Source organism: Paractinoplanes lichenicola (genome assembly GCF_016785085.1).
GTDB classification, from domain to species: domain Bacteria; phylum Actinomycetota; class Actinomycetes; order Mycobacteriales; family Micromonosporaceae; genus Actinoplanes; species Actinoplanes lichenicola.
This window is the reverse complement of sequence record NZ_JAENHO010000002.1, coordinates 756,033-777,787: the sequence shown is the minus strand read 5'-3', so window position 1 is coordinate 777,787 and position 21,755 is coordinate 756,033. Positions and strand designations below refer to the sequence as shown.

The window sequence follows — 21,755 nt, the reverse complement described above, 5'->3', positions numbered from 1 at the left end:
CCCACTATGCCTCCCGTCGGCCTAGGCTGAGCCGTGACCTGGCTCGACCAACTGCTGACCGCGTTCTACACCGCCAAGTGGCAGGTGACCGCCGATCAGGCGATCTACTACCGCGAGATCGTCGGCAACGCCTTCGGGCTCGGCTCCGCATTGTTCGGCCTGCGCCGCTCGGCGTGGGCGTGGCCGGTCGGCATCGTCGGCAACGTGCTGCTGTTCACGGTCTTCATGGGCCAGGCGGTCGGCAACGACCAAGGCACCCCGCTCTACGGCCAGGCCGCCCGGCAGGTGTTCTTCCTCATCGCCAGCGTCTACGGCTGGTGGCAGTGGAACAGCAACCGCCGCCGTACGCACGGGACTGCGGTCTCGCCGCACTGGGCGACGGCCCGCCAGCGCCTGTTCTACGGCTCGCTGGCCCTGACCGCCGTGGTGCTCTGCTTCTTCGTGTTCCGTACGGTGGGCGCCGGTTTCCCCGTCCCGTGGTGGTATTACCTGGCCGACTCGTGGATCTTCGTCGGCTCGATGCTGGCCACGTACGCGATGGCCCGCGGCTGGGTCGAGTTCTGGCTCTGCTGGATCGCCGTCGACCTCGTGGGCGTCCCCGAGCTGCTGCACTTCGGCTATTACCCGTCGGCCATCCTGTACGCCGTCTACGCCGCGTTCGTGGTCTGGGGCTTCGTCGTCTGGCTGCGCATCTCCCGTACGCCGGAAAGGCCGCCTGCCCTCGAGCAGGCGGCCCAGCCCGCCTAGACCTCCGTGGTGAGCTCGTAGACCTCGGTCGTCGGGTGGCCCGCGCGCTCGTGGATGCGCATGACGGCCTCCTTGCTGGGCGCGGTGCTCAGGCAGAAGACCTTGCCCTGCTCGGGGTCGAGCCAGGCCCGCTCGAAGTGCACGCCCTCCTCCCCCTCGATCTTGAGGTCGGCGTCGTGCGCGTCGGCCAGCTGCTCCGGGGTGACGCCGTGGAATCCGCTGTGTACGTCCTTGGCTTTCTCCCCGCGCTTCTCGGCGAGGAATCCCTGGGTCACCCCAGAGGGTTCCTGCTTCACGGGCGACTGCCCCATCCGGACGTTGGTCCGTTGAGGCCTTACACCGCCTCCACAGGCAGAGCCCGCCAGCCCGGCGGCCTTGATATTTATCGCCGCGTTGACGTCGCGGTCATGGTGTGCGCCGCAATGACAGGTCCACGACCTTACGTTCAGCGGCATCTTGTCAGCAAGCCGCCCATACGCCGAACATAGTTTCGAGGACGGGAACCAACGGTCGATCACGATCAGGTCCCGACCGTGCCACTTGGCCTTGTACTCAAGCATCACGCGGAATTGCCGCCAGGCCGCGTCAGAGACAGAACGAGCCAGCGTGTGGTTTTTGACCATGTTAAGCACGGTCAGATCCTCGATCACAATCGTTTGGTTCTCACGAATGAGCCGAGTAGTCAACTTGTGCAGGTAGTCCCGCCGACGATCAGCGATTCGAGCATGAACGCGGGCCACCTTGATCCGGGCTTTCGTCCGGTTCGCGGAGCCGCTCTCCTTCTTCGCCAAGTTCCGCTGCGCCCAGGCCAGCCTGACGCGGTCAGCACGTTCGTGCCGCGGGTTGGTGACCTTCTCCCCGGTCGATAGCGTCAGAAGGCTGTCGAGGCCGGCGTCAATGCCGACTGCCACATTTGCGGCAGATGCCTGCTCGATCACGTCGTCGCACAGCAACGACACAAACCAGCGGCCCGCAGCGTCCTGCGACACCGTCACCGTGGATGGCGACGCACCATCGGGAAGGGACCGCGACCAAACGATGTCGAGCGGCTCGCGCATCTTTGCCAGGGTCAGCTTGCCGTCGCGCCAGCGGAACGCTCTGTTTGTGTACTCCGCCGAACGACGCGATCTCTTCTTGCTCTTGAACCTCGGATACTTGGCCCTTTCGGCAAAGAAGTTCGTGAACGCATCTTGCAGATGCCGCAGCACCTGTTGCAACGGCACAGATGACACTTCGTTGAGAAACGCCAGTTGCTCGGTTTTCTTCCAGCCAGTCAACAAGGCCGAAGTGGCGTTGTAGTCCACCCGTTCCCGGCGAAGGGTCCACGCCTCAGTGCGAGCCTGCAAAGCCATATTGTAAACAAGCCGCACGCAACCAAATGTCCGGGCAAGCTCGCACGCCTGTCCGGGACTCGGATAGAAGCGGTATCTGAATGCCCGCTTCACCGTTCGACCACTCAAGGCTCGCAAAGTACACGCTCAGCCGATGAAAGTTCGGCGACTCGCCGCCTCTGTCGTAACTCATCTCCAGGCCCCCGTTATGTGGTCACGGTTGTCCGAGCGTAACTGGCCGCCGCCGACCTGCCCGACGCCCTGGCCAGCGACCACTTCGAGCGGGCGGGACGGTTCGACGAGGCGTTCCGGCACGCCCGGGCGGCGGCGCGGAAGGCGACCGCGATGTCGGCCCACCGGGAGGCGGCCGAGCTCTACCGCCGGGCCCGGCGCACCTGGCCGGCCCGGCTGCCCGACGCCGACCGGGCCGGGCTGCTGGCCGCGCTGGCGTGCGAGCTGGCCTCGATCGACGAGAACGAGGAGGCCGCCGCGTGCTTCTCGGAGGCGTACGACGTACGGCGGGAATTGGGTGATGACGCGGGGGCGGCGGCGCTGGTCCCCGACTGGGTGGCCGTGCGCCACTTGCTCGGAGCCGACCTGCCGACGCGCACCGAGGCGTTGCGGGCGGCGCTCCCCCTGGCCGCCGGGCAGCCGGCCACGCGGGCCGAGATCCACGCCGAACTGGCCGCCGCTTTCATGCTGGCCCGTCGCCTGGACGAGGCGCTCGTGGACGGCGAACGGGCCCGCGCGCTGAGCGCCGGCGACGGGACACGCTGCCATCTGGACGCCACGGTCGGGTCGGTGCTGCTGTTCGCGGGCCGCACCGAGGAGGGCACGGCGCTGCTGCGCGACGCGATCACCACGGCGTCCGCCCTGCGGCTCGAGGCCGTGGCGGCGCGGGCCTACCGGATGCTCGGCACGTCGATGTCGGTGCTGGTCGAATACGCGGAGGCGACCGCGACGCTGACCGAGGGGATCGCGTACGCCGAGCGGGTCGAGCAGTTCAACGACCGGCACTACATGGCGGCCCACCTGGCCCACGTGCAGTGGGCGACCGGCGACTGGACGACCGCCGCCACGACCGCCCGCCAGGCGCTGGCCGACGGCGCGGGCGGGATCACCACCGAGATCACGGCCCGGCACGTCCTCGGCTATGTGGCGATGGGGCGGGGATCGTACGGGGAAGCGGTCTCTCACCTGGAAGCCGCCGAAAACCTGGCCTCGGGCATGGGCGAGCTGCAGCGGCTCTCGCCCGCGTGGTGGGGGCTGGCCGAGACCGCTCTGGCCCAGGGTGACTTCGCCACCGCTGTGGCCCGCTGCGAGCAGGGTTACGCGGCGTCGGCACTGGTCAACGATGCGGCATACCTTTTCCCGTACGTCGTCACGGGTGTCCGGGCGCATCTGGCCGCCTCGGGCGTGACGGCCGCCCGCGACTGGCTCGGCCGCACATCGGAGCGGCTGCTGCTGCGCTCGATCCCCGGCACGCTGGGCGCCCTCGACCACGCCCTCGGGCTGATCCAGTTGCACGAGGGCCAGACCGGCAAGGCGCGGCTGACCCTGGCCGCCGCGGACTCGTTCTGGTCGGGCCGCCACCGCTTCTGGGAGGGCACGGCGATCCTGCTCGACCAGGCCCGCTGCGCCACCCGTGCGCGCCGCCCGGCCGACGCGGCCCGGTTCCGCGCGGCGGCGGAACACGCCTACGCCACCGCCGGCGCCCCGGCCGCGCCCGGGCGGCCGGCCACACCGGCCGTCTCGCCCCTCTCCACGCGAGAACTCGAGGTCGCCCGGCTCGTCGCCGACGGCATGACGAACCGCGAGATCGCCGCGGCGCTGACCATCGCGCCCAAGACCGCCGCCGCCCACGTCGAGCACATCCGCTCCAAGCTCGGCGTCTCCCGCCGGGCCCAGATCGCTACGTGGGTCGCCGCCCAATAGCACAATCCCGCCGACGTCCGGCCGTTATCCACAGCGCCCGGGTTATCCACAGGCACTGCGCCTCCGCCCACTCACCACCCTGCCCGCCCACCTGAAACGGTCACTGACCTGGGACCAAGGCGCCGAAATGGCCCCGCACCACCAGTTCAGCACCGCCAGCGGCATGCCCGTCTAATTCTGCGACCCACACAGCCCCTGGCAACGCGGATCGAACGAGAACACCAACGGCCTGCTCCGCCAGTACTTCCCCAAAGGCACCGACCTCGCCCAGCACCACCCCGACCACCTGGCCGCCGTCGCCGCCCAACTCAACCGGCGCCCCCGCATGACCCTCGACCGGGACACCCCGGCCGAACGCCTGGCTGAACTCCTCGACACCTACCGTGTTGCAACGACCCCTTGAAACCGCCGAGGGTGGGCCTGTGGGGTGATCGTTGATCTTGGACTGACGATCTCAACGGCTTCCGGCGGATGTGTCAGCTCAATGTCATGCGTGGTCGGCGGTTCACTTGCGCCGCTACGGCGGTCAGGCGTTCGGGGCTGTGCGGGCTGCAGAGATAAACCGCGTATCTGCGGCGCGACAGAGTTGGTGGTGCAGCGCCATCTCGGCGCGTTGGTCCGGGATCGAAGAGCGTTCCAGATGCTTGGCAGGCGGCACGGTGGCAGCAGGGCGTCACGGGCTTGTTCGGCATTCTGTCCGGCGGCCAGGTGCATCTTGACGAGATTCAGTTAGGGCGTTGACAGTTAGAGTTCTAACGGTTAGCTTTCTAAGCATGGAAGAACCCAGGTTCACGACCTCGCTCGAGCTGCTCCGCTGGATCGGGTGGGCTCAGCGCAAGGCGGCCGAGGACTGGGTGCGCGAGCGGGAGCTCAGCTTCGAGCAGAGCTTCGCGCTCGGGTATCTGGCCCAGAACCCGGGGGCGATCCAGCGGGACATCGCCGAGATCACCCGCACCAGTGCCGCTAGTGTGTCGAGCCTTCTGCAGGGGCTCGAACGCCGCGGGCTTGTCGAGCGCCGTACGGAGCCCGGCAATGAACGCAGCAAGCGCGTCTTCGCTACGGCGGCGGGGGCCGAGCTGATCGCCGGGTTCGAGGCTGCGATGAGCGGCGCCGACGAGACGATCCTGGCCCCGCTCGACGACGACGAGCGGGCCACCCTGCAGACCCTGCTTGAAAAGATCACCGCCGAACTGCCGCGGCCCACCCGCTAGAACTTCCGCTCCACCCCGCACCGCGACGGCACCCAACCGCCGCGCGCCCCAGCACGCCCTAGCACGCCCTAGCACGCCCAAACCCACCACACCCAGAGCACCGCACGCCCAACACCGCAGGCCGACACAAACGGCCGACATAAGCGCCAATGCAAGCGACCGGCACCGGACCGCCCGCGGCCGAGCCGCTGCACCGGCTCCTGCACCGGGCCACCCGGCATCACCCCGCCCCGGCATCCCGCCGCCGCGACCCCATCTGCTCCGGACACGAACCCGCGCCGCAACCGCGACTCAGCGCTGCCCGGATATTTCCGAAAGAGGCTGACATGAGCGCCACCACCCTGGATCCCACCGCGAAGCCCGACGCCGACGGCACCAACCGCTGGTATCTCGCCAGCGCCCCCATCCTGCGCGCGCTCGTGCACCTCTGCGTGCCCATGGCCGCCGCGATGATCGTCGGGGCTGTTTACAACGTCATCAACGCCGGCTTCGTCGGCTCGCAGCACGACACCGCGCTGCTGGCCGCGATCACCTTCGGCACCCCGCTGCTGGGCCTGGTCATGGCGATCGGCGGCGTGTTCGGGGTCGGCGGCGGGGCGCTCATCTCCCGCCTGCTCGGCGGCGCGGAGCACGACCCGGCCAAGGCCGGCGAGATCAAGCACGTGTCGTCGTTCGCCGTCTGGGGTTCGGTGATCACCGGGGCCGTCGTCGCCGGGGCCGGGCTGCTGTTGTTGCACCCGCTGGTGACGTTGCTCGGTGCGGATTCCGCCGCCGTCCCCGCCACCCGCGAGTACGTGGCCGTCATGCTGGCCTTCGTGCCCGTGCTGGCCGCCGCGTTCTGCCTCGAGCAGCTCGTCCGGGCCGAGGGCGCCGCCCGTCAGGCGATGATCGGCCTGATCCTCTCCACGGTCGCCAACGTCGTCTTCGACGTCTTCTTCATCCTGGTCTTCCACTGGGGCGTGGCCGGCGCGGCGCTCGGCACCGGGCTGGCCAACGCCGTCATGGTCGCCTACTTCGCCTTCTGGCTGACCCGCAACAGCGAGCACGTCAGCCTGGCCCCACGCTGGTTCACCCTCGGCAAGACCGTCGTCCAGCCGGTTTTCGGCGTCGGGGTCGGCGAGTTGCTGCAGTCCGCGTTCATGATCGTGACCGTTCTCGTCCTCAACAACCTGGCTTCCGCGTACGGGGATGGTCCGCTCGCCGCCATGGGGGTCGCGGTCCGGATCGCGCAGGTGCCCGAGTTCCTGATCATGGGTGTCACGATGGGCGTGCTGCCGCTGCTGGCCTACGCGTACGGCAAGGGCGACCGGGCCCGGCTCAACGCGGCGCTGCGGGCCTCCGCGGTCACGGTCGGCGCGGTCATGCTCGTCTTCTGCGGCGGCGTGTTCCTCTTCCGCGAGCAGGTGCTGGGCGCGTTCTCGGCGGACCACGCGGTGCTCACGATCGGCGTCACGATCCTGGTCGCTCAGCTCGTGGCGACGGTCGCCAACGGGTTCACCGGCCTGATCACGTCGATGTTCCAGGCGGCCGGGCTGGCCAAGCCGGCGATCGTGATGGGCATGGCCCAGGGCGTGCTCTTCATCCCGATCGTGCTGCTGGGCAACCTCTGGTACGGCCTGCCCGGCATCATCTGGGCCCTGACCGTCACCGAGTGCCTGGTCTTCGTGGCCGGCGCGGGCATGTGGCTGGCCTCGCGCGGCACGATCAACCGCGGCCTGGCCGAGGGCTCCCCCGAGCGCGCCGAAGCAGTGCTCGAGGAAGCCGCCGCGTAAGACTTCAGGCCGCCGACGGGCTCACGTTCGTACGGGATTTGACGATCTCGGCGACGTGGGCCACGGCCTCGTCCAGCGAGACGCCGTTGCGCTGCGACCCGTCGCGGTAGCGGAAGCTGACCGTGCCGCCGTTGACGTCGTCGTCGCCGGCGATCGCCATGACCGGGATCTTCTGCTGCTGCGCCGTACGGATCTTCTTCTGCATCCGGTCCGACGAGTGGTCGACCTCGGCCCGCACGCCGGCTCTCCGCAGCTTGGCGACGAACTCCTCCAAATACGTGGCGTGGTCGTCGCGGATCGGGATGCCCACCACCTGCACGGGCGCCAGCCAGGCCGGGAACGCGCCCGCGTAGTGCTCGACCAGCACGCCGAAGAACCGCTCGATCGACCCGAACTTGGCCGAGTGGATCATGACCGGCTCCTGGCGGGTGCCGTCGGCCGCCTGGAACTCGAGCCCGAAGCGGGCCGGCTGGTTGAAGTCGTACTGGATCGTCGACATCTGCCACGTACGGCCGATCGCGTCCTTGGCCTGCACGCTGATCTTCGGGCCGTAGAACGCCGCGCCGCCCGGGTCGAGCACGAGTTCGAGGCCGGACTCGGTGGCCGCGTCCTCCAGCACCTTGGTCGCCACGGCCCACTGCTCATCCGTACCGATGAACTTGTCGCTCTTGGGGTCGCGGGTCGAGAGCTCGAGGTAATAGTCGTCGAGGCCGAAGTCGTCGAGCAGCGACCGGACGAACTGCAGCAGGTGCTTGATCTCGCCCGGGGCCTGCTCGGCCGTCACGTACGAGTGGGAATCGTCCTGGGTCAGACCCCGTACGCGGGTCAGGCCGTGCACGACGCCCGACTTCTCGTAGCGGTAGACCGTGCCGAACTCGAAGAACCGCAGCGGCAGCTCACGGTAGGACCGCCCACGCGACCTGAAGATCAGGTTGTGCATCGGGCAGTTCATGGCCTTGAGGTAGTAGTCCGCGCCCTCCAGCTCCATGGGCGGGAACATGGTGTCCTTGTAGTACGGCAGGTGCCCGGAGGTGTGGAACAGCCCCTCCTTGCTGATGTGCGGCGTGCCGACGTACTGGAAGCCTTCCTCGATGTGACGGGCGCGGACGTAGTCCTCCATCTCGCGCTTGATGATGCCGCCCTTGGGGTGGAAGACGACCAGGCCCGAGCCGATCTCGTCGGGGAACGAGAACAGGTCGAGCTCGGTGCCCAGCTTGCGGTGGTCGCGGCGCTCGGCCTCGGCGAGGCGGTTCAGATAGGCCTTGAGCTCGTCGCGGGACGGCCACGCGGTGCCGTAGATGCGCTGGAGCTGCGGGTTCTTTTCCGAACCACGCCAGTACGCCGCCGCCGAGCGCATCAGCTTGAACGCCGGGATGAACCGGGTGCTGGGCAGATGCGGGCCGCGGCAGAGGTCGCCCCAGACGCGCTTGCCGTCCTTGTCGAGGTTGTCGTAGTGGGTCAGGTCGCCCGCCCCGACCACGCTCAGCTCGGCGTCGTCGACGTCACCCTTGATGTCGACCAGTTCCAGCTTGTACGGCTCGTGGGCGAGCTCGGTCTTGGCCTCGTCGAGCGAGGAGTACTCCCGGCGGCGGAAGCTCTGCCCGGCCTTGACGATCTCCTGCATCCGCTTCTCGAGCTTCGTCAGGTCTTCGGGCTGGAACGGCTTGGGCACGTCGAAGTCGTAGTAGAAGCCGTCCACGATCGGCGGGCCGATGCCCAGCTTGGCCTCGGGGAAGACGTCCTGCACGGCCTGGGCCAGCACGTGTGCGGCCGAGTGGCGCAGGACGTTCAACCCGTCGGGCTCGTCGATCGCGACCGGGGTCACGTCGGCGTCGGCCTGGGGCTGCCAGTCGAGGTCACGCAGGCGGCCCTCGGCGTCGCGCACGACCACGACCGCCTTGGGGCCCGACGTGGGGAGGCCGGCCGCGGCCACCGCATCGGCGGCCGTAGTCCCGGCCGGGACGACTAGGGGGTCGGCCACAGCGGAAGTACGGGGTGCGGACACGGTGATCTCCTTCGGCGATGAAACTGGCGACAACCTTGACGATGCTAGTCGCCCGGAAATTCCCCCGGCTTCTCCGCCTGCGTAATCCCCTAACGGGTGGGCGTACCGGCGCCGGGCGGGTAGCTCAGGATCCGCCGGCCCTGAGCGCGGCGTTCGAGGTCGTCGAGCGCGGCCAGCCGGCGGTCGAGGTTGAGCTGGGCCTGGGTCATCGCGCCGTCGTGCAGATTCTGGTGGGCCTCCCGCGAGGCGAGCAGGGCCTCCCGGTCGCGGCGCAGCAGCAGGCGGTTGGCCGAGTCGCGATCCTTGGCCGGCAGCCCCACGGCGGCGCCGACGATCTCGGGGTGCTCGACGATCGCCCGGTCCTGCACGAGCGGATGCTGGGACTGCCACCACGACGACTGACTCGCCTTCGTGGACCCGGCCAGGGCGAGCACGGCCGTCTCGTCGTACTCGGGCCGTTCGGTGTCCGGGATGACGGTGTCGCGATAGGTGTAGGCGGTCATCCGCTCGGCGATCACCTGGTCGTCCTGGTTGACCCGGGCCAGGATCTCGCCGATCTGGGCCACGTAGGAGTCGACGGTGGCCTGACCCGCGCCGGCCTCCAGGGGCGCGGTGATCGTGCCCGAGCGCAGGTCGACCCGCAGGCCCCGCTGCTCGGCCTCGGCCACCAGCCCGCGCAGCAGCCGCCGGTGGTCCTCGATCGCCCACGCGTAGTCCCGGATGATGTCGGCGATGATCGCGCAGTTGGTGTGCCCGGTGCCGACCTGCACGCGGATGTCGGCCAGCTTGTCCTGGGCGGCCTGCGAGCTGGGCCCGGCCGGCCAGTGATGGGGCAGGTCGCGGGCGGCCGGCCCGAGGTCCTCGACTGCCGCGTCGAGCGCGAGGGCCAGCTGGTCCCAGCGGCGGGCGATGCTCAGCAGCCGCCCGGTGTCGGCGTCGAGCAGCCCCGTCAACGTGATCGTCATCGGTTCACTCCCACGGCTTCCCGACCGACCGGATCCGGTCGGCGATCCGCTGGTCGACCTCGACGAAATCCCCTGCCGCGGCCCGCAGGTCGTGCCCGAGCTCGCGCACCAGCTGCCCGAGCCCGTCCACGGTGACCTCCCACGACCGCGCCGCGTCGGCCAGCCGCACGTCACACATGATCGCCCCGGCGACGGCCCCCTGGCCCGCGTACTCCCAGCTCTGAATCTGCCCGGCCACGGCGACGAGCCGTTCGCCGACCCCGTCGACCGCCTGCCCCATCGCCCGCACCTCGGGCGCGTCGATGCTGGTCATGTCGTCCATGCCTCCTAAACGGCGTGGTCACCCGATCCGGTTCACGCGTCGTAGGGTCGCCGGTATGCCTGTTGCGATCGCCGCACCCCACCCGGCCGCCGTCGACGCCGCGCGCGAGGTGGTCGCGGCCGGGGGCAACGCCTTCGACGCGGCCCTGGCGGCGGCCGGCGCGCTCACCGTCGCCTACCCGCACCAGTGCTCGGTGGGCGGGGACATGGTCGCGATGGTGCGTCCCGCCCATTCCCCCGTACGGGCGGTGGTCTCGATCGGCGCCGCGGCGCGCGCGGTGGACGTGGCCGCGCTGGGCGACCACATGCCCCAGAGCGGCCCGCAGACGGTGACTGTGCCCGGCGTGGTCGCGGGATGGGCCGCCGTGCACGGGCTCGGGGCGCGGCTGCCCCTCGACCGGCTGCTCGAGCCTGCGGTGCGGCTCGCGACCGAGGGCGTCGACCTGGCGCCGGGCTTGCGCACGGCCGTCGAGCGGCGGATCGACGTCATCCGCGCCGACCCCGGGCTGTCCGCGATCATGCTGCGGCCCCGGCTCGTGCAGCCGGCCCTGGCCGAGACGCTCACCGGGATCGGGCGGGACTGGCGATCGTTCTATGCGGGGCCGATCGTCGCCGGGGTGCGGGCCCTGGGCAGCCCGCTCGACGGCGAGGACTTCGCGGCACACGCGGCGGAGGTCGGCGAACCCCTGCGTACGGTGATCGGGGAAACCACCTGGCATGCCGCGCCGCCGCCGGTGCAGGGCGCGACGTTCCTGGCGATCGTGGGCTCGTCGTCGCTGGTTGCCGACAGCCTCCGCGCCCAGGCCGCCCGCGACGCCTTCCTCGGCGACCCCCGCGGCGGCCCGATCCCCGTCGACAGACTCCTTCTCCGTACGCCGTCGGTCGTGCCCTCCGCTGCCGAGGCGCCCGAGCCCGCCGGTGACACCGTCGCGGTGACCGCCGTCGACGACGAGGGCAACGCCGTCACGCTGATCCAGAGCGTCTTCGAGAGCTTCGGCGCGGGCCTGCTCGACCCGGCGACCGGGGTGGTGCTGCACAACCGGGGCTCGTCGTTCAGCCTCGACCCGGCCCACCCCGCCCACCTCGGACCCGGCCTGCGCCCGCCGCACACACTTTGCCCGGCCATCGCCACCACCGAGGACAGTGTGATCGCGCTGGGCTGCCAGGGCGGCCGCGCTCAGCCGTGGATCCTGGCCCAGCTGGCCCCCGACGTGCTCTCGGCCCCCGACCCCGGCGCCCTGGTGACCCGCCCCCGCTGGATCATCCGCGGCGACCACCTGATCCTCGAACCGGGCCTGGCCGAGCCACCCGGCACTTCGGACCTGCGGGTCTCGACCGTCCCGGCCTTGCACGACGACGCCGGCCACGTTCAGCTCTCCCGCCTGCGCAACGGCCTGCTGGACGCCGGAAGCGACCCCCGCGCCGACGGCCTGGCCGCGGTGCTTCCGTGATGAACGGTCCGGCATCAGCAGCTGCCGGACCGCTCGCCATTGCACGACAGCCACCCCCTCCCCGGGATGACCGCGCCTGCACCTAGTCAAACGACCCCTAGGCGCGAGTCAACTATGGCACGCCCCTTCAACGGCAGTCAACGGCCAGGCGGCGTCTCGCAGCGCGAATCCACAGTGGCGGATTCCCTTCCCTCAGTTCGTCAGCGGCCGACCCTGATCCGCCGCTCTTCGACCGTCAAGCGGAAACGGCCGGTAGGGGGCAGTTCCGCCGCTCGAGCCTCCCAGCCGCCGGAGGCGTTGCGCACCGCGGAATTGACAAGAACCGGCGAATCGGGACCGCCGAAGGACGCCAGCGTCACATGGTCATCCAGCGAGGCCGCCGGTCGCTGCTGCCGAAATATGGCCTTTCCCCAGTCGGCGGCGAGCCCCCGGAAGACCCGCTTGCGTTTCCAGAACGGGCTGCGCGGCCCGGACGAGCCGAGCCGCACCTCGACCCCGTCGTCAAGACTCACGGCCGCGCCGACGGTGTCCTCGCTGTCGAATCGCGCGTCGTGAACGTCATCCAGGCTCAGTTCCAGCACCGTGACGCCGGCTCGGGACAGTTTCAGATGGCCGCGGAGTGCCGGCCCGGCCTGTTCGACCCGCAAACAGCCGACCCGCACATCGGGCAACTCGCCAGGGACGATTCCGGCCTGATCGGTTTCGGAGAGAAGTTCGGGTTGTCCGGCCATCCACAAGCGACGGGCTGGGCGCCCGTGCCCCATCCAGGCAAGAGCCGCTCGCGCTCGCGCCGGGTCGGGCAGCGCGTGGAACAACGACATCGTGTTGTTGTCCCAGACGTCGGCGATGGTGGCGATCTCCTGGCGGTTGAAGAACCGCGCGTCGGCCGACAACTCCGCGATGCGGGCGGCCGACCGGTCGAGCAGCCCGGCCAGGAAGCTGGCCGTCACAGCAATTCCGCCAAGGGGGCTCGGACGCTGGGTGGGAACAGGTTGAGCGGCTCGAAGTCGGCCGGGGTGGCCCACAGCAGCTCGAAGCTGTTGAGCGGGCCGTTCTCGACCGCCTCGGGGCCGGACAGGACGGGGGTACCCTCGACGTCGGTCATGAGGAAGTAGACGGCCCGCCGTTTGACGTGCCGGCCCGACCACAGTTGCCGCTCGATGCGGGCGGTCAGCGTGGTCTCCTCGGTCAGCTCGCGCAGGGCCGCCTCCTCGAACGACTCTCCACGCTCGACACTCCCGCCCGGCAGCACGGCGTAGTGGTGACCCGCGCAGGCCAGGGCGCCACGCGGGCACATCACACACGGGCGGGGCCGCTGCAGGTATCGCTTGATCAGCAAGACCCGGCCCTCGGAGATCACGACGGCCACGGCGCGCGGTTGAGTCATGGGAAAAGAATGCCGCACAAACGGTCGATGTCGTCGTGGGTGGTGCCGAGGCCGAAGCTGACGCGGAGCAGGCCGCCGGTGCCGCAGTCGCCGTCGCCGCCGAGGCGCCGCACCAGCGGGTGGGCACAGAACATTCCCGCCCGTACGCCGATGCCGTGCTCGCGACCGAGCCGGTCGGCGACGGCGACCGGGTCGGGCAGGGCGTACGAGACGATGCCGACGCGCGGCTGCCGTCCGCCGAAGAGGGTGACACCTGCGGGGAGCGCAGCGAGCAGTGCACGCTCATGCTCGTCCAGCTTCGCGCGGTCGGCCTGCATCAACGCCTCGCAGACGGCGGCCAGCGCGACCGCCCCGACCAGGTTGGGGGTGCCGCCCTCGTGCCGCGCGGGGCCGGTCGCCCAGGTGACGTCGTGGTCGCCGACGGACAGGCTCGCGCCGCCGCCGCGCAGGTACGGTTCGGCCGCGTCGAGCCAGTCGCCGCGCCCGGCCAGCACGCCCGCCCCGAACGGCGCGTACAGCTTGTGCCCGGAGAAGGCGACATAGTCGGCGCCCAGCTCGCTCAGGTTCACCGGCCGGTGCGGCGCGAGCTGCGCGGCATCGAGCAAGACCCTTCCCCCGTACGAGTGAGCGACGTCAGCCAGCGCGCGGACCGGCCAGATCTCGCCCGTCACATTGCTCGCGCCGGTCACGGCGAGCAGCGCGGGGCCACGTACGGACTCGAAAGCGGAACGCACCTCCTGGACTGCCTCGTCGGGGTCGGCCGGCGCCGGCAGGCGCACGGGCGACGGCCAGGGCAGCAGGTTGGCGTGGTGCTCACCGTCGAACACGATCGTCGTGGTGCCCGCGGGCAGCGCGCGGGCCAGCAGGTTGAGCGAGTCTGTCGTGTTGCGCGTGAAGATGACGGTGTCGCCGTCGCGGGCGCCGACGAACTCTGCCACGATGTCGCGCGCCCGCTCGTAGGCGAGCGTCGACCGCTGCGATCGCAGACCCGCGCCGCGGTGCACGCTGCCGTAGTACGGAAGCAGATCCCGTACGGCGTCGGCCGCGGCCCGCACACAGGGCGCCGAGGCCGCGTAGTCGAGGTGAACGAACCGCCGCCCGTCCACGGTCAGGTCGGCACCGACGACATCAAGACGATCGACTGCGTCAGCTGAAAGGACCACCATGGCCACGCCTCCGGAGGCTCGCGCTTGCCCACGCCCGGCCGGGCGCAGACCTGGTCCTCACCCGGGGCACCCCATCGCGAACGGAAGGGTTGCCGGCCAGCAAGCCGGGGCTCCACGCTGGCACTCATGACCTGGGAAAGAGGCTAGCATCACTCAAGTCCTACCGGTCAAGTAGGCATAGGCTGGGCGCATGGACGAGCAGCTTTGGGCCGAGTGGCACGCCGAGCACGAGCGCACCCTCGCCGACCCGCACGGTTTCCTGGCCGTCACCAGCCTCAACTTCCTCACCGCGACCCCGCAGCGCTTCCCCGACGCCCCCGGCGAGTGGAGCACCGGCCCGGCCGGCCCCGTCGTCACCCTCACCCCCGGCGAATCGCTGACCGTCGACGGCGCCGAGGTAACCGGCCGCCACGAGTTCGGCGTCCTCCCCGAGCGCGGCGGCCTCAACGCCACGGCCGGCGAGGCCATCATCGAGGTAGCCAAACGCGGCGGCTTCGACATCGTCCGCCCCCGCCACCCCGGCAACGCGCTACGCACCGAGTTCCGCGGCACCCCCACATACGAGCCCACCAGCAAGTGGCAACTGACCGGCCGCTACGTCCCGTTCGACACCCCACGCGACATCACCGTGGGCGCCGCCGTCGAGGGTCTGGAGCACGTCTACGAGTCCCCCGGCGTGGTCGAGTTCGAGGCCCAGGGCACCCCGCTCTCCCTGACCCTGTTCAACGGCCGCACGCCGGGCTCGTTCTTCGCCCTCTTCACCGACGAAACCTCGGGCGTCACCACGTACGCGGCCAACCGCAGCCTGGCAATCCCCGCGCCGGCCCCCGACGGCACGGTCACCCTCGACTTCAACCGCGCCACCAACCTGCCCTGCGCCTACACAGACTTCGCGACCTGCCCCCTGCCACCCACCGAGAACAAACTCCCGATCGCGATCGAGGCCGGCGAGAAGATCCCGTACGAGCGCCAAGCGCACTCGGGGGCTTAGCTGCCGTCAACCAGTCCTTTGCGCAGCACCGGTGCGCGAGGCTCAGGTAATCCTCCCGCCCCTTCAACGGGGGGATTTCCGAAAGGAGTGACTGGACGTCCTGGATCGACGCGCCGAGCTGACTGATGACTTCCGAGACCGGTAGCGGCAGGCGCCCCGATCCTCTGCACTGATCACAAAGCGCATTGAAATCATCCAACCACCCTGAACCTTCGCAGCATTCACAAGCAGAAGTTCCAGAGGGCCAGACCGGGGCATGCCCGCACCGACAGCAGGCATGCCCGCCGACGGTCACGCAGTCCGACGAGACTTTCTTGTCCAGAAGGTCGCCGCAAATCGCACATCGCCCGCGCTGCCACCATTCCATCGCCTCAGTGAACCTGCGCGTGGCATATGCGCACGTCTCACCGACAACTCGTCCGATGACCCGGAACTCGGGCCACTGCCAGCAAACAGGCTCGGACCCAACTGCGCGCCGGCCCATGCCGCCTCGCTTCGTCAGGCACCTCCGGTGGAGGTCCGTGCGATCGGTTTACTCCCGGACGAAGCGAGCGGCAATAAGTGGAGGTCAGTCTGTCGTGCCCCCGACAGCGTCGCGCCAGGAGAATTCGGGGGTGTAGCCGAGTAGGCGGCGGGCTTTGTCGATGGAGAGGAGGGTTTCGTGTTCGGTGAGGTCTTTTTTGAGGGGGAGGTCGGGGAAGACCTCGGCGGCCAGTGCGGTGCTGGGGCGGGTCATCACGGTGTCGGCGTTGGCGATCACGAAAACTTCAACACCGGGTTTCCCGTACGCGAGGGAGAGTCGGACTGCTTGGGCGCCGTCGCGGGCGTCGATGTAGCCCCACGCGTTCCAGCTGCGTTGGTGGGGGTCAGTGTCGTACGTGGGGAAGGTTTTGTAGTCGGCGGGCTCCATGACGTTGGAGAAGCGTAGGCCGATCATCGTCAGCGTCGGGTCCCAGCGGCAGAACTGGGCGGCCATCTGCTCCTCGAGGTGCTTGGCCAGCGAGTACGACGAGTTGGGGCGGGCCGGATAGTCCTCGTCGGCCGGCAGGTACGGCGGTGGGGTGTCCTCGAAGGGCAGGCCGAGCACGGTCTCGCTGGACGCCCAGACGATGGTCTTGATGCCGGCTGTGCGGGCGGCGGCGAAGACGTTGTATGTCACCGTGATGTTGTTGTGGAAGGTCGCCGCGTTGGGGAGGAGGCCGGGGGCGGGGATCGCGGCCAGGTGGACCACGGCGTCGATCTTGTCGTAGCGGTCGTCGACGGCGGTCAGCACGGAGACGGCCTGGCCGAAATCGGACAAATCGGCCCTCGTCCACAGAGCCCGTGGATCGCTCCCCGGCGCCACGTCGAGGTTGACGACCTGGTGGCCGTGGTCGAGCAGATCCTTGACGACGGCGCGGCCGAGTTTGCCACTGCCACCGGTTACCGCGATGCGAGCCATGCAGACCTTTCTACCCCCGTACGAGGTGGGCTCGCAGGGCGGCCGCGATCTGCCCCGCCGCGGCGAGCTGGTCAGGTGTCAGGGCGTCGACGAAGAGCTCGCGGATGTCGCGCAGATGCGGGCGGGTGGCCTCCTGGAAAGCGGCGAGCCCCTCCGGCGCCAGCACTACCTCGTGGCCACGGTTGTCGGTGAGGCACTCCTCGCGGCGGATCAGCCCGCGCTTCTCCATCCGGCCGAGGTGGTGTGACAGGCGGCTGCGTTCCCAGCCGATCGTGGCCGCCAGCTCGGACGACCGCAGCCGCTGCCCGACGGCTTCGCTCAGCGCGAGCAGCACGGCGTAATCCCCCGGCGAGAGCCCGGACGACTGCTGCAGCCGGGCCGTCAGCTCGGCCCGGACGAGGTCGCCGGTCTCGAGGAAGTCGCGCCAGACCCGCAGTTCCTCCTGGGTGGGGAACCGCCGCGTGGTTGCGCTCACAACTCCACCTCCTGTGATTGACGTGTCAATAGTAGCGGGCATAATTGACACGTCAATCAGCTTGAGAGGGTCATGATGACGGAACTCACGTTCGGGCTCGACACCTTCGGCGACCGGCCGGAGGACGACAACGGCACCCTGCTCTCGCACGGCGCCGCCATCCGCCAGGTCGTCGACGAGGCCGTGCTGGCCGACGAGCTGGGCGTCGACGTGATCGCGCTGGGCGAGCACCACCGCCCGGAGTATGCGATCTCCAGCCCCGAGACCGTGCTCGCGGGCATCGCGGGCAAGACCGAGCGCATCCGCCTGGCCTCCGGTGTCACGGTGCTGAGCTCCGACGACCCCGTACGGGTGTTCCAGCGCTTCGCCACCGTCGACGCGCTCTCGAACGGCCGGGCCGAGGTCATCCTGGGCCGCGGGTCGTTCACCGAGTCGTTCCCGCTGTTCGGCTATGACATGGCCGACTACGACAAGCTGTTCGAGGAGAAGATCGAGCTCTTCGTGCAGCTGCTCGACGAGAAGCCGGTGACCTGGAGCGGCACGACCCGGGCGCCGCTGGTCGACGCCGACGTGTTCCCCAAGACCGATTCCGGCCGGCTGACGACGTGGGTCGGCGTGGGCGGCTCCCCGCAGTCCGTGGTCCGTACGGCGCGTTACGGCCTGCCCCTGATGCTCGCGATCATCGGCGGAACGCCCGACCGCTTCACCCCGTACGTGGATCTGTATCGCCGGGCCGCCGACCAGCTCGGCACGGTCGCGCACCCGGTCGGGATGCACTCGCCGGGGTTCATCGCGGACACCGACGAGCAGGCCAAGGAGTTGTTCTACCCGCGCTACAAGGTCATGCGGGACCGGATCGGCGCCCTGCGGGGCTGGCCGCCGCTGCGCAAGCAGGAGTTCGACTACGAGGTCGAGCACGGCTCGCTCTACATCGGCTCGCCCGAGACCGTGGCCCGCAAGATGGCCCGCGCGATCAAGGCGCTCGACGTCGGCCGGTTCGACCTGATCTACAGCGCCGGGTCGACCCCGGCCAGTGCCCGGCTGCGCGCCGTCGAGCTGTTCGGCACTAAGGTGCTGCCGATGACGCGTGAAATCCTGGCGGCGGGCTGACATGGCGACGATCGGCATCCTCGGCGCGGGCAAGGTCGGCACCGTGCTGGCCCGGCTCGCGATGGCGGCCGGGCACAAGGTGCTCATCTCCGGCTCGGGCGACGCCTCGAAGATCGGTCTGATCATCAGCGTGCTCGTGCCGGGGGCCGAGCCCACCACCTCGGCCGACGCGGCGGCCCGGGCCGACGTCGTGGTGCTGGCCCTGCCGCTGGGCAAGCACCGGACGCTGCCGGTCGAGCAGCTGCGCGGCAAGCTCGTCGTCGACGCCATGAACTACTGGTGGGAGGTCGACGGCATCCGTGACGACCTGACCGACCCGCGCACGTCGTCGAGCGAGATCGTGCAGGCCTTCCTGCCCGAGTCGCGCGTGGTCAAGGCGTTCAACCACATGGGCTATCACGACCTCGAGGAGGGCGCGCGGCCCGCCGGCACGCCCGGCCGCAAGGCGATCGCGGTGGCCGGGGACGACCCGGAGGACGTGGCCGCGGTCTCGGCGCTCGTCGACGACCTCGGGTTCGACCCCGTGGTGGCCGGTCCGCTGGCCCGGGGCGTACGGCTGGAGCCGGGCACCGAGGCGTTCGGCGCCAACGTCCCGGCGGCGGAACTGGAGGCCATGATCGGCCGTTTCCCCGCTTCCGAGCGTGGTCGTGTGGTACTCGAAGCCCGTGGCGGCGGACACGCCGGATAGGACCTCCCAAGCGGGCACGACGAGCGCAGAATGAGCCGGTGAGCGAACCGGCGGCCCCGCAGGTCCAGCACGACCACCATGACCATCACGACCACTCGAAGCTGAAGGCGGCCGTCGTCGTCGGCGCACTCGGGGTCGTGTTCGGCGACATCGGGACGAGCCCGATCTACACCCTGCAGACGATCTTCAACCCGGCCGACCCGCACCCCGTGCCGATCAGCGACGGCAACATCCTGGGCGTCGTGTCGACGATCTTCTGGTCCGTCATGATCATCGTGACGCTGACGTACATCTCGCTAGTGATGCGGGTCAACAACGACGGTGAGGGCGGCATCATGGCCCTCATCACGCTGCTGCGCCGCTGGGGGTCCGACCACCGCCGGCGCAGCGCGGTCATCCTGGCCGCGCTGGGCATCTTCGGCGCCTCGCTGTTCTTCGGCGACAGCATGATCACCCCGGCCATCTCGGTGCTGTCCGCGATCGAGGGGCTCGAAACCGTGCGCCCCGGCCTCGAAGAGCTGGTCGTGCCGATCACCGCCGTGATCATCGTGATCCTGTTCGCGTTCCAGCGGCACGGCACGGCGGCCGTCGGGCGGCTCTTCGGCCCCATCATGATCGCCTGGTTCACGGTGATCGGCGCGGCCGGCGTGTGGGGCATCGTCGACGAGCCCCGCATCCTCGAGGCCCTCTCCCCCACCTTCGCGATCGGCTTCCTGGCCGGCAACTTCCACATCGCGTTCTTCGCGCTGGCCGCGATCGTGCTCTCGGTGACCGGCGCCGAGGCCCTGTACGCCGACATGGGCCACTTCGGGCGCAAGGCGATCGTGGCCGGGTGGCTCGCGCTGGTGCTGCCCGCCTGCACGCTGAGCTACCTGGGCCAGGGCGCCCTGCTGCTCGACGACCCGGGCAAGCTGACCAGCCCGTTCTTCCTGCTCGTGCCCGACGCGGCCCGGCTGCCCCTGGTCATCCTGGCCACGGCGGCCACCGTGATCGCCGCGCAGGCCGTCATCACCGGCGCCTACTCCGTGGCGTCACAGGCCGGCCAGCTCGGCTACCTTCCGCGACTGCGCATCGCGCACACCTCGGAGTCGACGGTCGGCCAGATCTACGTACCGTGGATCAATTGGCTGCTCATGGTCGCGGTGCTGGTGCTGGTCTTCGCGTTCCGCAGCTCGGCGGCGCTCGCTTATGCGTACGGGATGGCCGTGGTCGGCACGATCACCATCACCACGCTGTTGTTCCTGTATTTCGCGCGGGTCCGCTGGCACGCCCCGAAGTGGCTGGTGATCGGCGGGGGCGGCCTGCTGCTCGCCACCGACCTGCTGTTCGTCAGCGCCAACCTGACCAAGCTCGTGCACGGCGCGTGGCTGCCGCTGCTGATCGGGGTGATCGCGTTCACGGTGATGACCACGTGGCAGCGCGGCCGGCAGATCGTCACCGCGGAGCGTGACAAGGCCGAGGGTTCGCTGCGTGAGTTCGTCGACGACATGCAGACCCGCACGCCGGCCCTGACCCGGGTGCCGGGCACGGCGATCTTCCTGAACCGCGGCAAGCAGACCGCCCCGCTCGCGCTGCGGGCCAACGTCGAGCACAACCACGTGCGGCACGACCACGTGATCATCCTGTCGATCGAGACCGTGCCGGTGCCGCGGCTCCCCGACGACCAGCGCATCGCCGTCGACGACCTGGGCTACGCGGGCGACGGCATGACCCACGTGAGCGCGCGCTACGGATACATGGAGACGCCCGACGTGCCGGCCCTGCTGCGGACGCTGCAGGCCGAGCAGACCGAGGGCCCGATCTCGGTCGGCGACGCGTCCTACTTCCTGTCGAAGATCGAGCTCACCCGCGGCAGCTCACGCACGATGGCTCCGTGGCGCAAACGGCTGTTCATCGCCACCTCCTACATCACGGCCGACGCGGCGGAATACTTCAGCCTGCCCCGCGACCGTACGGTGATCATGGGGTCTCGAATCGAGGTGTGAAGTGGCGCAGCGTGGCCTCGGTCTTGGTCACCTGCGGCTGGTCGTCGGGGACGATCCCGTACGCCCGGAGCGCGCTGGACGTCTCGTCGGCGATCTCGGGCGCCCGCTCCGACGGGCAGCGCGTCGACAGCTCGGCGATCACAGTCTTGTCGGGGAACGTCCACTGCTCGGCGACCAGCGGGTGGTCGAGCGCCGCCAGCTGGAGCCGGCACCGCCGCACGACCACCGGGCCGAACGTGAGCAGGGTGTTCAACGGCACATTGGCGTACGCGGTGAGCAGGCGCTTCTGCCGGTTCGAGAGCAGCCGGGCCAGGGGCTTGCCGGCCCGGACCGTGCGCTCGACGTCGTGCCGCCCGAGGCGCCGCTTGAGCGTGCCCGAGCAGGCGTAGTTGTCGGGCAGCGCGTCGATCTCGACGGCGAACCCGTCGTCGCGCCGCAGCCAGCCCGGCAGCGCCTTGGGCAGCACCGGCCGCAGCTTGACCACGGCGTCGGCGCAGCGGCCCTTGTTGCTGCGGATCCGGACGATCAGGCCGTGCTGCTGCAGGGCGAGATCGACGGTGTCGAGGAAGTAGACCTTCCGCGTCAGACCACTCTTGAGATCGGCCCCGAGCTTGCGCAGGTCGCCATCGGCGACGGCCACCTTGAGCTCGACCTTGGGCACCTGGCCGGTCAGCGGAGGCTGCCAGAAACCCCTGGTCATCAATGCTTCAGTCACTGCACACCCGTGTCGATCGTGGTCCGATAGGGCGACCCGCATTCCCCGGATCGACCATG

The 21,755-nt window shown here is 69.8% G+C and carries 19 protein-coding genes, 1 pseudogene and 1 riboswitch; of the genes and pseudogenes, 10 read left to right on the top strand and 10 right to left on the bottom strand.

The window, feature by feature from the left end; genetic code table 11:
* The first annotated feature begins 33 nt into the window (after positions 1–33).
* Positions 34–747: a nicotinamide mononucleotide transporter family protein gene (locus tag JKJ07_RS08130; protein ID WP_202990602.1), complete on the top strand. Its 714-nt coding sequence runs from the start codon at positions 34–36 to the stop codon at positions 745–747.
* On the opposite strand, the gene JKJ07_RS08125 is transcribed toward JKJ07_RS08130, so the two are convergent.
* Positions 744–2,192: an SCO4226 family nickel-binding protein gene (locus JKJ07_RS08125; RefSeq protein WP_202990601.1), complete on the bottom strand. Its 1,449-nt coding sequence runs from the start codon at positions 2,190–2,192 to the stop codon at positions 744–746. The genes JKJ07_RS08130 and JKJ07_RS08125 overlap by 4 nt on opposite strands.
* Before the next feature lie 231 nt (positions 2,193–2,423).
* Here JKJ07_RS08125 and JKJ07_RS51630 point away from each other — a divergent pair, with 231 nt between their 5' ends.
* From JKJ07_RS51630 to JKJ07_RS08105, 4 genes and pseudogenes are all read left to right on the top strand, one after another.
* Complete coding sequence (locus JKJ07_RS51630) at positions 2,424–4,013, top strand: helix-turn-helix transcriptional regulator (protein WP_307834163.1); 1,590 nt, start codon at positions 2,424–2,426, stop codon at positions 4,011–4,013.
* A gap of 70 nt (positions 4,014–4,083) precedes the next feature.
* A pseudogene (locus tag JKJ07_RS08115) lies at positions 4,084–4,416 on the top strand (IS30 family transposase); the annotation flags it as partial.
* Between the two features lie 370 nt (positions 4,417–4,786).
* Entirely contained in the window at positions 4,787–5,224 is a 438-nt protein-coding gene (locus JKJ07_RS08110; RefSeq protein WP_202990600.1) for a MarR family winged helix-turn-helix transcriptional regulator, read from the top strand.
* 326 nt (positions 5,225–5,550) lie between these two features.
* Entirely contained in the window at positions 5,551–6,996 is a 1,446-nt protein-coding gene (locus tag JKJ07_RS08105; RefSeq protein WP_202990599.1) for an MATE family efflux transporter, read from the top strand.
* Between the two features lie 4 nt (positions 6,997–7,000).
* Here the strand turns inward: JKJ07_RS08105 and thrS are convergent, their stop codons facing one another.
* From thrS to JKJ07_RS08090, 3 genes are all read right to left on the bottom strand, one after another.
* Positions 7,001–9,001, bottom strand: a complete 2,001-nt coding sequence (gene thrS / locus JKJ07_RS08100) for a threonine--tRNA ligase (protein ID WP_202990598.1) — start codon at positions 8,999–9,001, stop codon at positions 7,001–7,003.
* An 89-nt stretch (positions 9,002–9,090) separates the two neighbouring features.
* Complete coding sequence (locus JKJ07_RS08095; protein WP_202990597.1) at positions 9,091–9,966, bottom strand: hypothetical protein; 876 nt, start codon at positions 9,964–9,966, stop codon at positions 9,091–9,093.
* Between the two features lie 4 nt (positions 9,967–9,970).
* Positions 9,971–10,279, bottom strand: a complete 309-nt coding sequence (locus tag JKJ07_RS08090) for a hypothetical protein (protein WP_202990596.1) — start codon at positions 10,277–10,279, stop codon at positions 9,971–9,973.
* 64 nt (positions 10,280–10,343) lie between these two features.
* Here JKJ07_RS08090 and JKJ07_RS08085 point away from each other — a divergent pair, with 64 nt between their 5' ends.
* Entirely contained in the window at positions 10,344–11,738 is a 1,395-nt protein-coding gene (locus tag JKJ07_RS08085; RefSeq protein WP_202990595.1) for a gamma-glutamyltransferase, read from the top strand.
* A gap of 200 nt (positions 11,739–11,938) precedes the next feature.
* Here JKJ07_RS08085 and JKJ07_RS08080 read toward each other — a convergent pair whose 3' ends face one another.
* Genes JKJ07_RS08080 through JKJ07_RS08070 form a run of 3 tightly spaced genes read right to left on the bottom strand, consistent with a single transcriptional unit; the run spans position 11,939 to position 14,291 of the window.
* Complete coding sequence (locus tag JKJ07_RS08080) at positions 11,939–12,688, bottom strand: hypothetical protein (protein ID WP_202990594.1); 750 nt, start codon at positions 12,686–12,688, stop codon at positions 11,939–11,941.
* On the bottom strand, positions 12,685–13,125 hold the full coding sequence (locus tag JKJ07_RS08075) for an NUDIX hydrolase (RefSeq protein ID WP_202990593.1): 441 nt from the start codon (positions 13,123–13,125) through the stop codon (positions 12,685–12,687). The genes JKJ07_RS08080 and JKJ07_RS08075 overlap by 4 nt, the downstream gene beginning before the upstream one ends.
* Positions 13,122–14,291: an aminotransferase class V-fold PLP-dependent enzyme gene (locus JKJ07_RS08070; RefSeq protein WP_202990592.1), complete on the bottom strand. Its 1,170-nt coding sequence runs from the start codon at positions 14,289–14,291 to the stop codon at positions 13,122–13,124. Before JKJ07_RS08070 ends, JKJ07_RS08075 begins: the two co-directional genes overlap by 4 nt.
* A 15-nt stretch (positions 14,292–14,306) precedes the next feature.
* A riboswitch (SAM riboswitch) is annotated at positions 14,307–14,423 on the bottom strand.
* A gap of 58 nt (positions 14,424–14,481) precedes the next feature.
* Here JKJ07_RS08070 and JKJ07_RS08065 point away from each other — a divergent pair.
* On the top strand, positions 14,482–15,282 hold the full coding sequence (locus tag JKJ07_RS08065) for a DUF1684 domain-containing protein (RefSeq protein ID WP_202990591.1): 801 nt from the start codon (positions 14,482–14,484) through the stop codon (positions 15,280–15,282).
* A gap of 568 nt (positions 15,283–15,850) precedes the next feature.
* Here the strand turns inward: JKJ07_RS08065 and JKJ07_RS08060 are convergent.
* Both JKJ07_RS08060 and JKJ07_RS08055 read right to left on the bottom strand, forming a co-directional pair.
* Entirely contained in the window at positions 15,851–16,723 is an 873-nt protein-coding gene (locus JKJ07_RS08060) for an NAD-dependent epimerase/dehydratase family protein (RefSeq protein WP_202990590.1), read from the bottom strand.
* Positions 16,724–16,733: 10 nt separating this feature from the next.
* Positions 16,734–17,198, bottom strand: coding sequence for a MarR family winged helix-turn-helix transcriptional regulator (locus JKJ07_RS08055; RefSeq protein WP_307834162.1), 465 nt, complete (start codon positions 17,196–17,198; stop codon positions 16,734–16,736).
* A gap of 75 nt (positions 17,199–17,273) precedes the next feature.
* Between JKJ07_RS08055 and JKJ07_RS08050 the strand changes: the two genes are divergently transcribed.
* Genes JKJ07_RS08050 through JKJ07_RS08040 form a run of 3 tightly spaced genes read left to right on the top strand, consistent with a single transcriptional unit; the run spans position 17,274 to position 20,981 of the window.
* Entirely contained in the window at positions 17,274–18,308 is a 1,035-nt protein-coding gene (locus JKJ07_RS08050) for an LLM class flavin-dependent oxidoreductase (protein WP_202990588.1), read from the top strand.
* A 1-nt stretch (position 18,309) separates the two neighbouring features.
* Positions 18,310–18,996, top strand: coding sequence for an NADPH-dependent F420 reductase (locus tag JKJ07_RS08045; RefSeq protein WP_202990587.1), 687 nt, complete (start codon positions 18,310–18,312; stop codon positions 18,994–18,996).
* 38 nt (positions 18,997–19,034) lie between these two features.
* Positions 19,035–20,981: a potassium transporter Kup gene (locus JKJ07_RS08040; RefSeq protein ID WP_307834161.1), complete on the top strand. Its 1,947-nt coding sequence runs from the start codon at positions 19,035–19,037 to the stop codon at positions 20,979–20,981.
* On the opposite strand, the gene JKJ07_RS08035 is transcribed toward JKJ07_RS08040, so the two are convergent.
* Positions 20,956–21,681: a CYTH domain-containing protein gene (locus tag JKJ07_RS08035; RefSeq protein WP_202990586.1), complete on the bottom strand. Its 726-nt coding sequence runs from the start codon at positions 21,679–21,681 to the stop codon at positions 20,956–20,958. The two genes, JKJ07_RS08040 and JKJ07_RS08035, sit on opposite strands and share 26 nt — an antisense overlap.
* Positions 21,682–21,755: the final 74 nt, after the last annotated feature.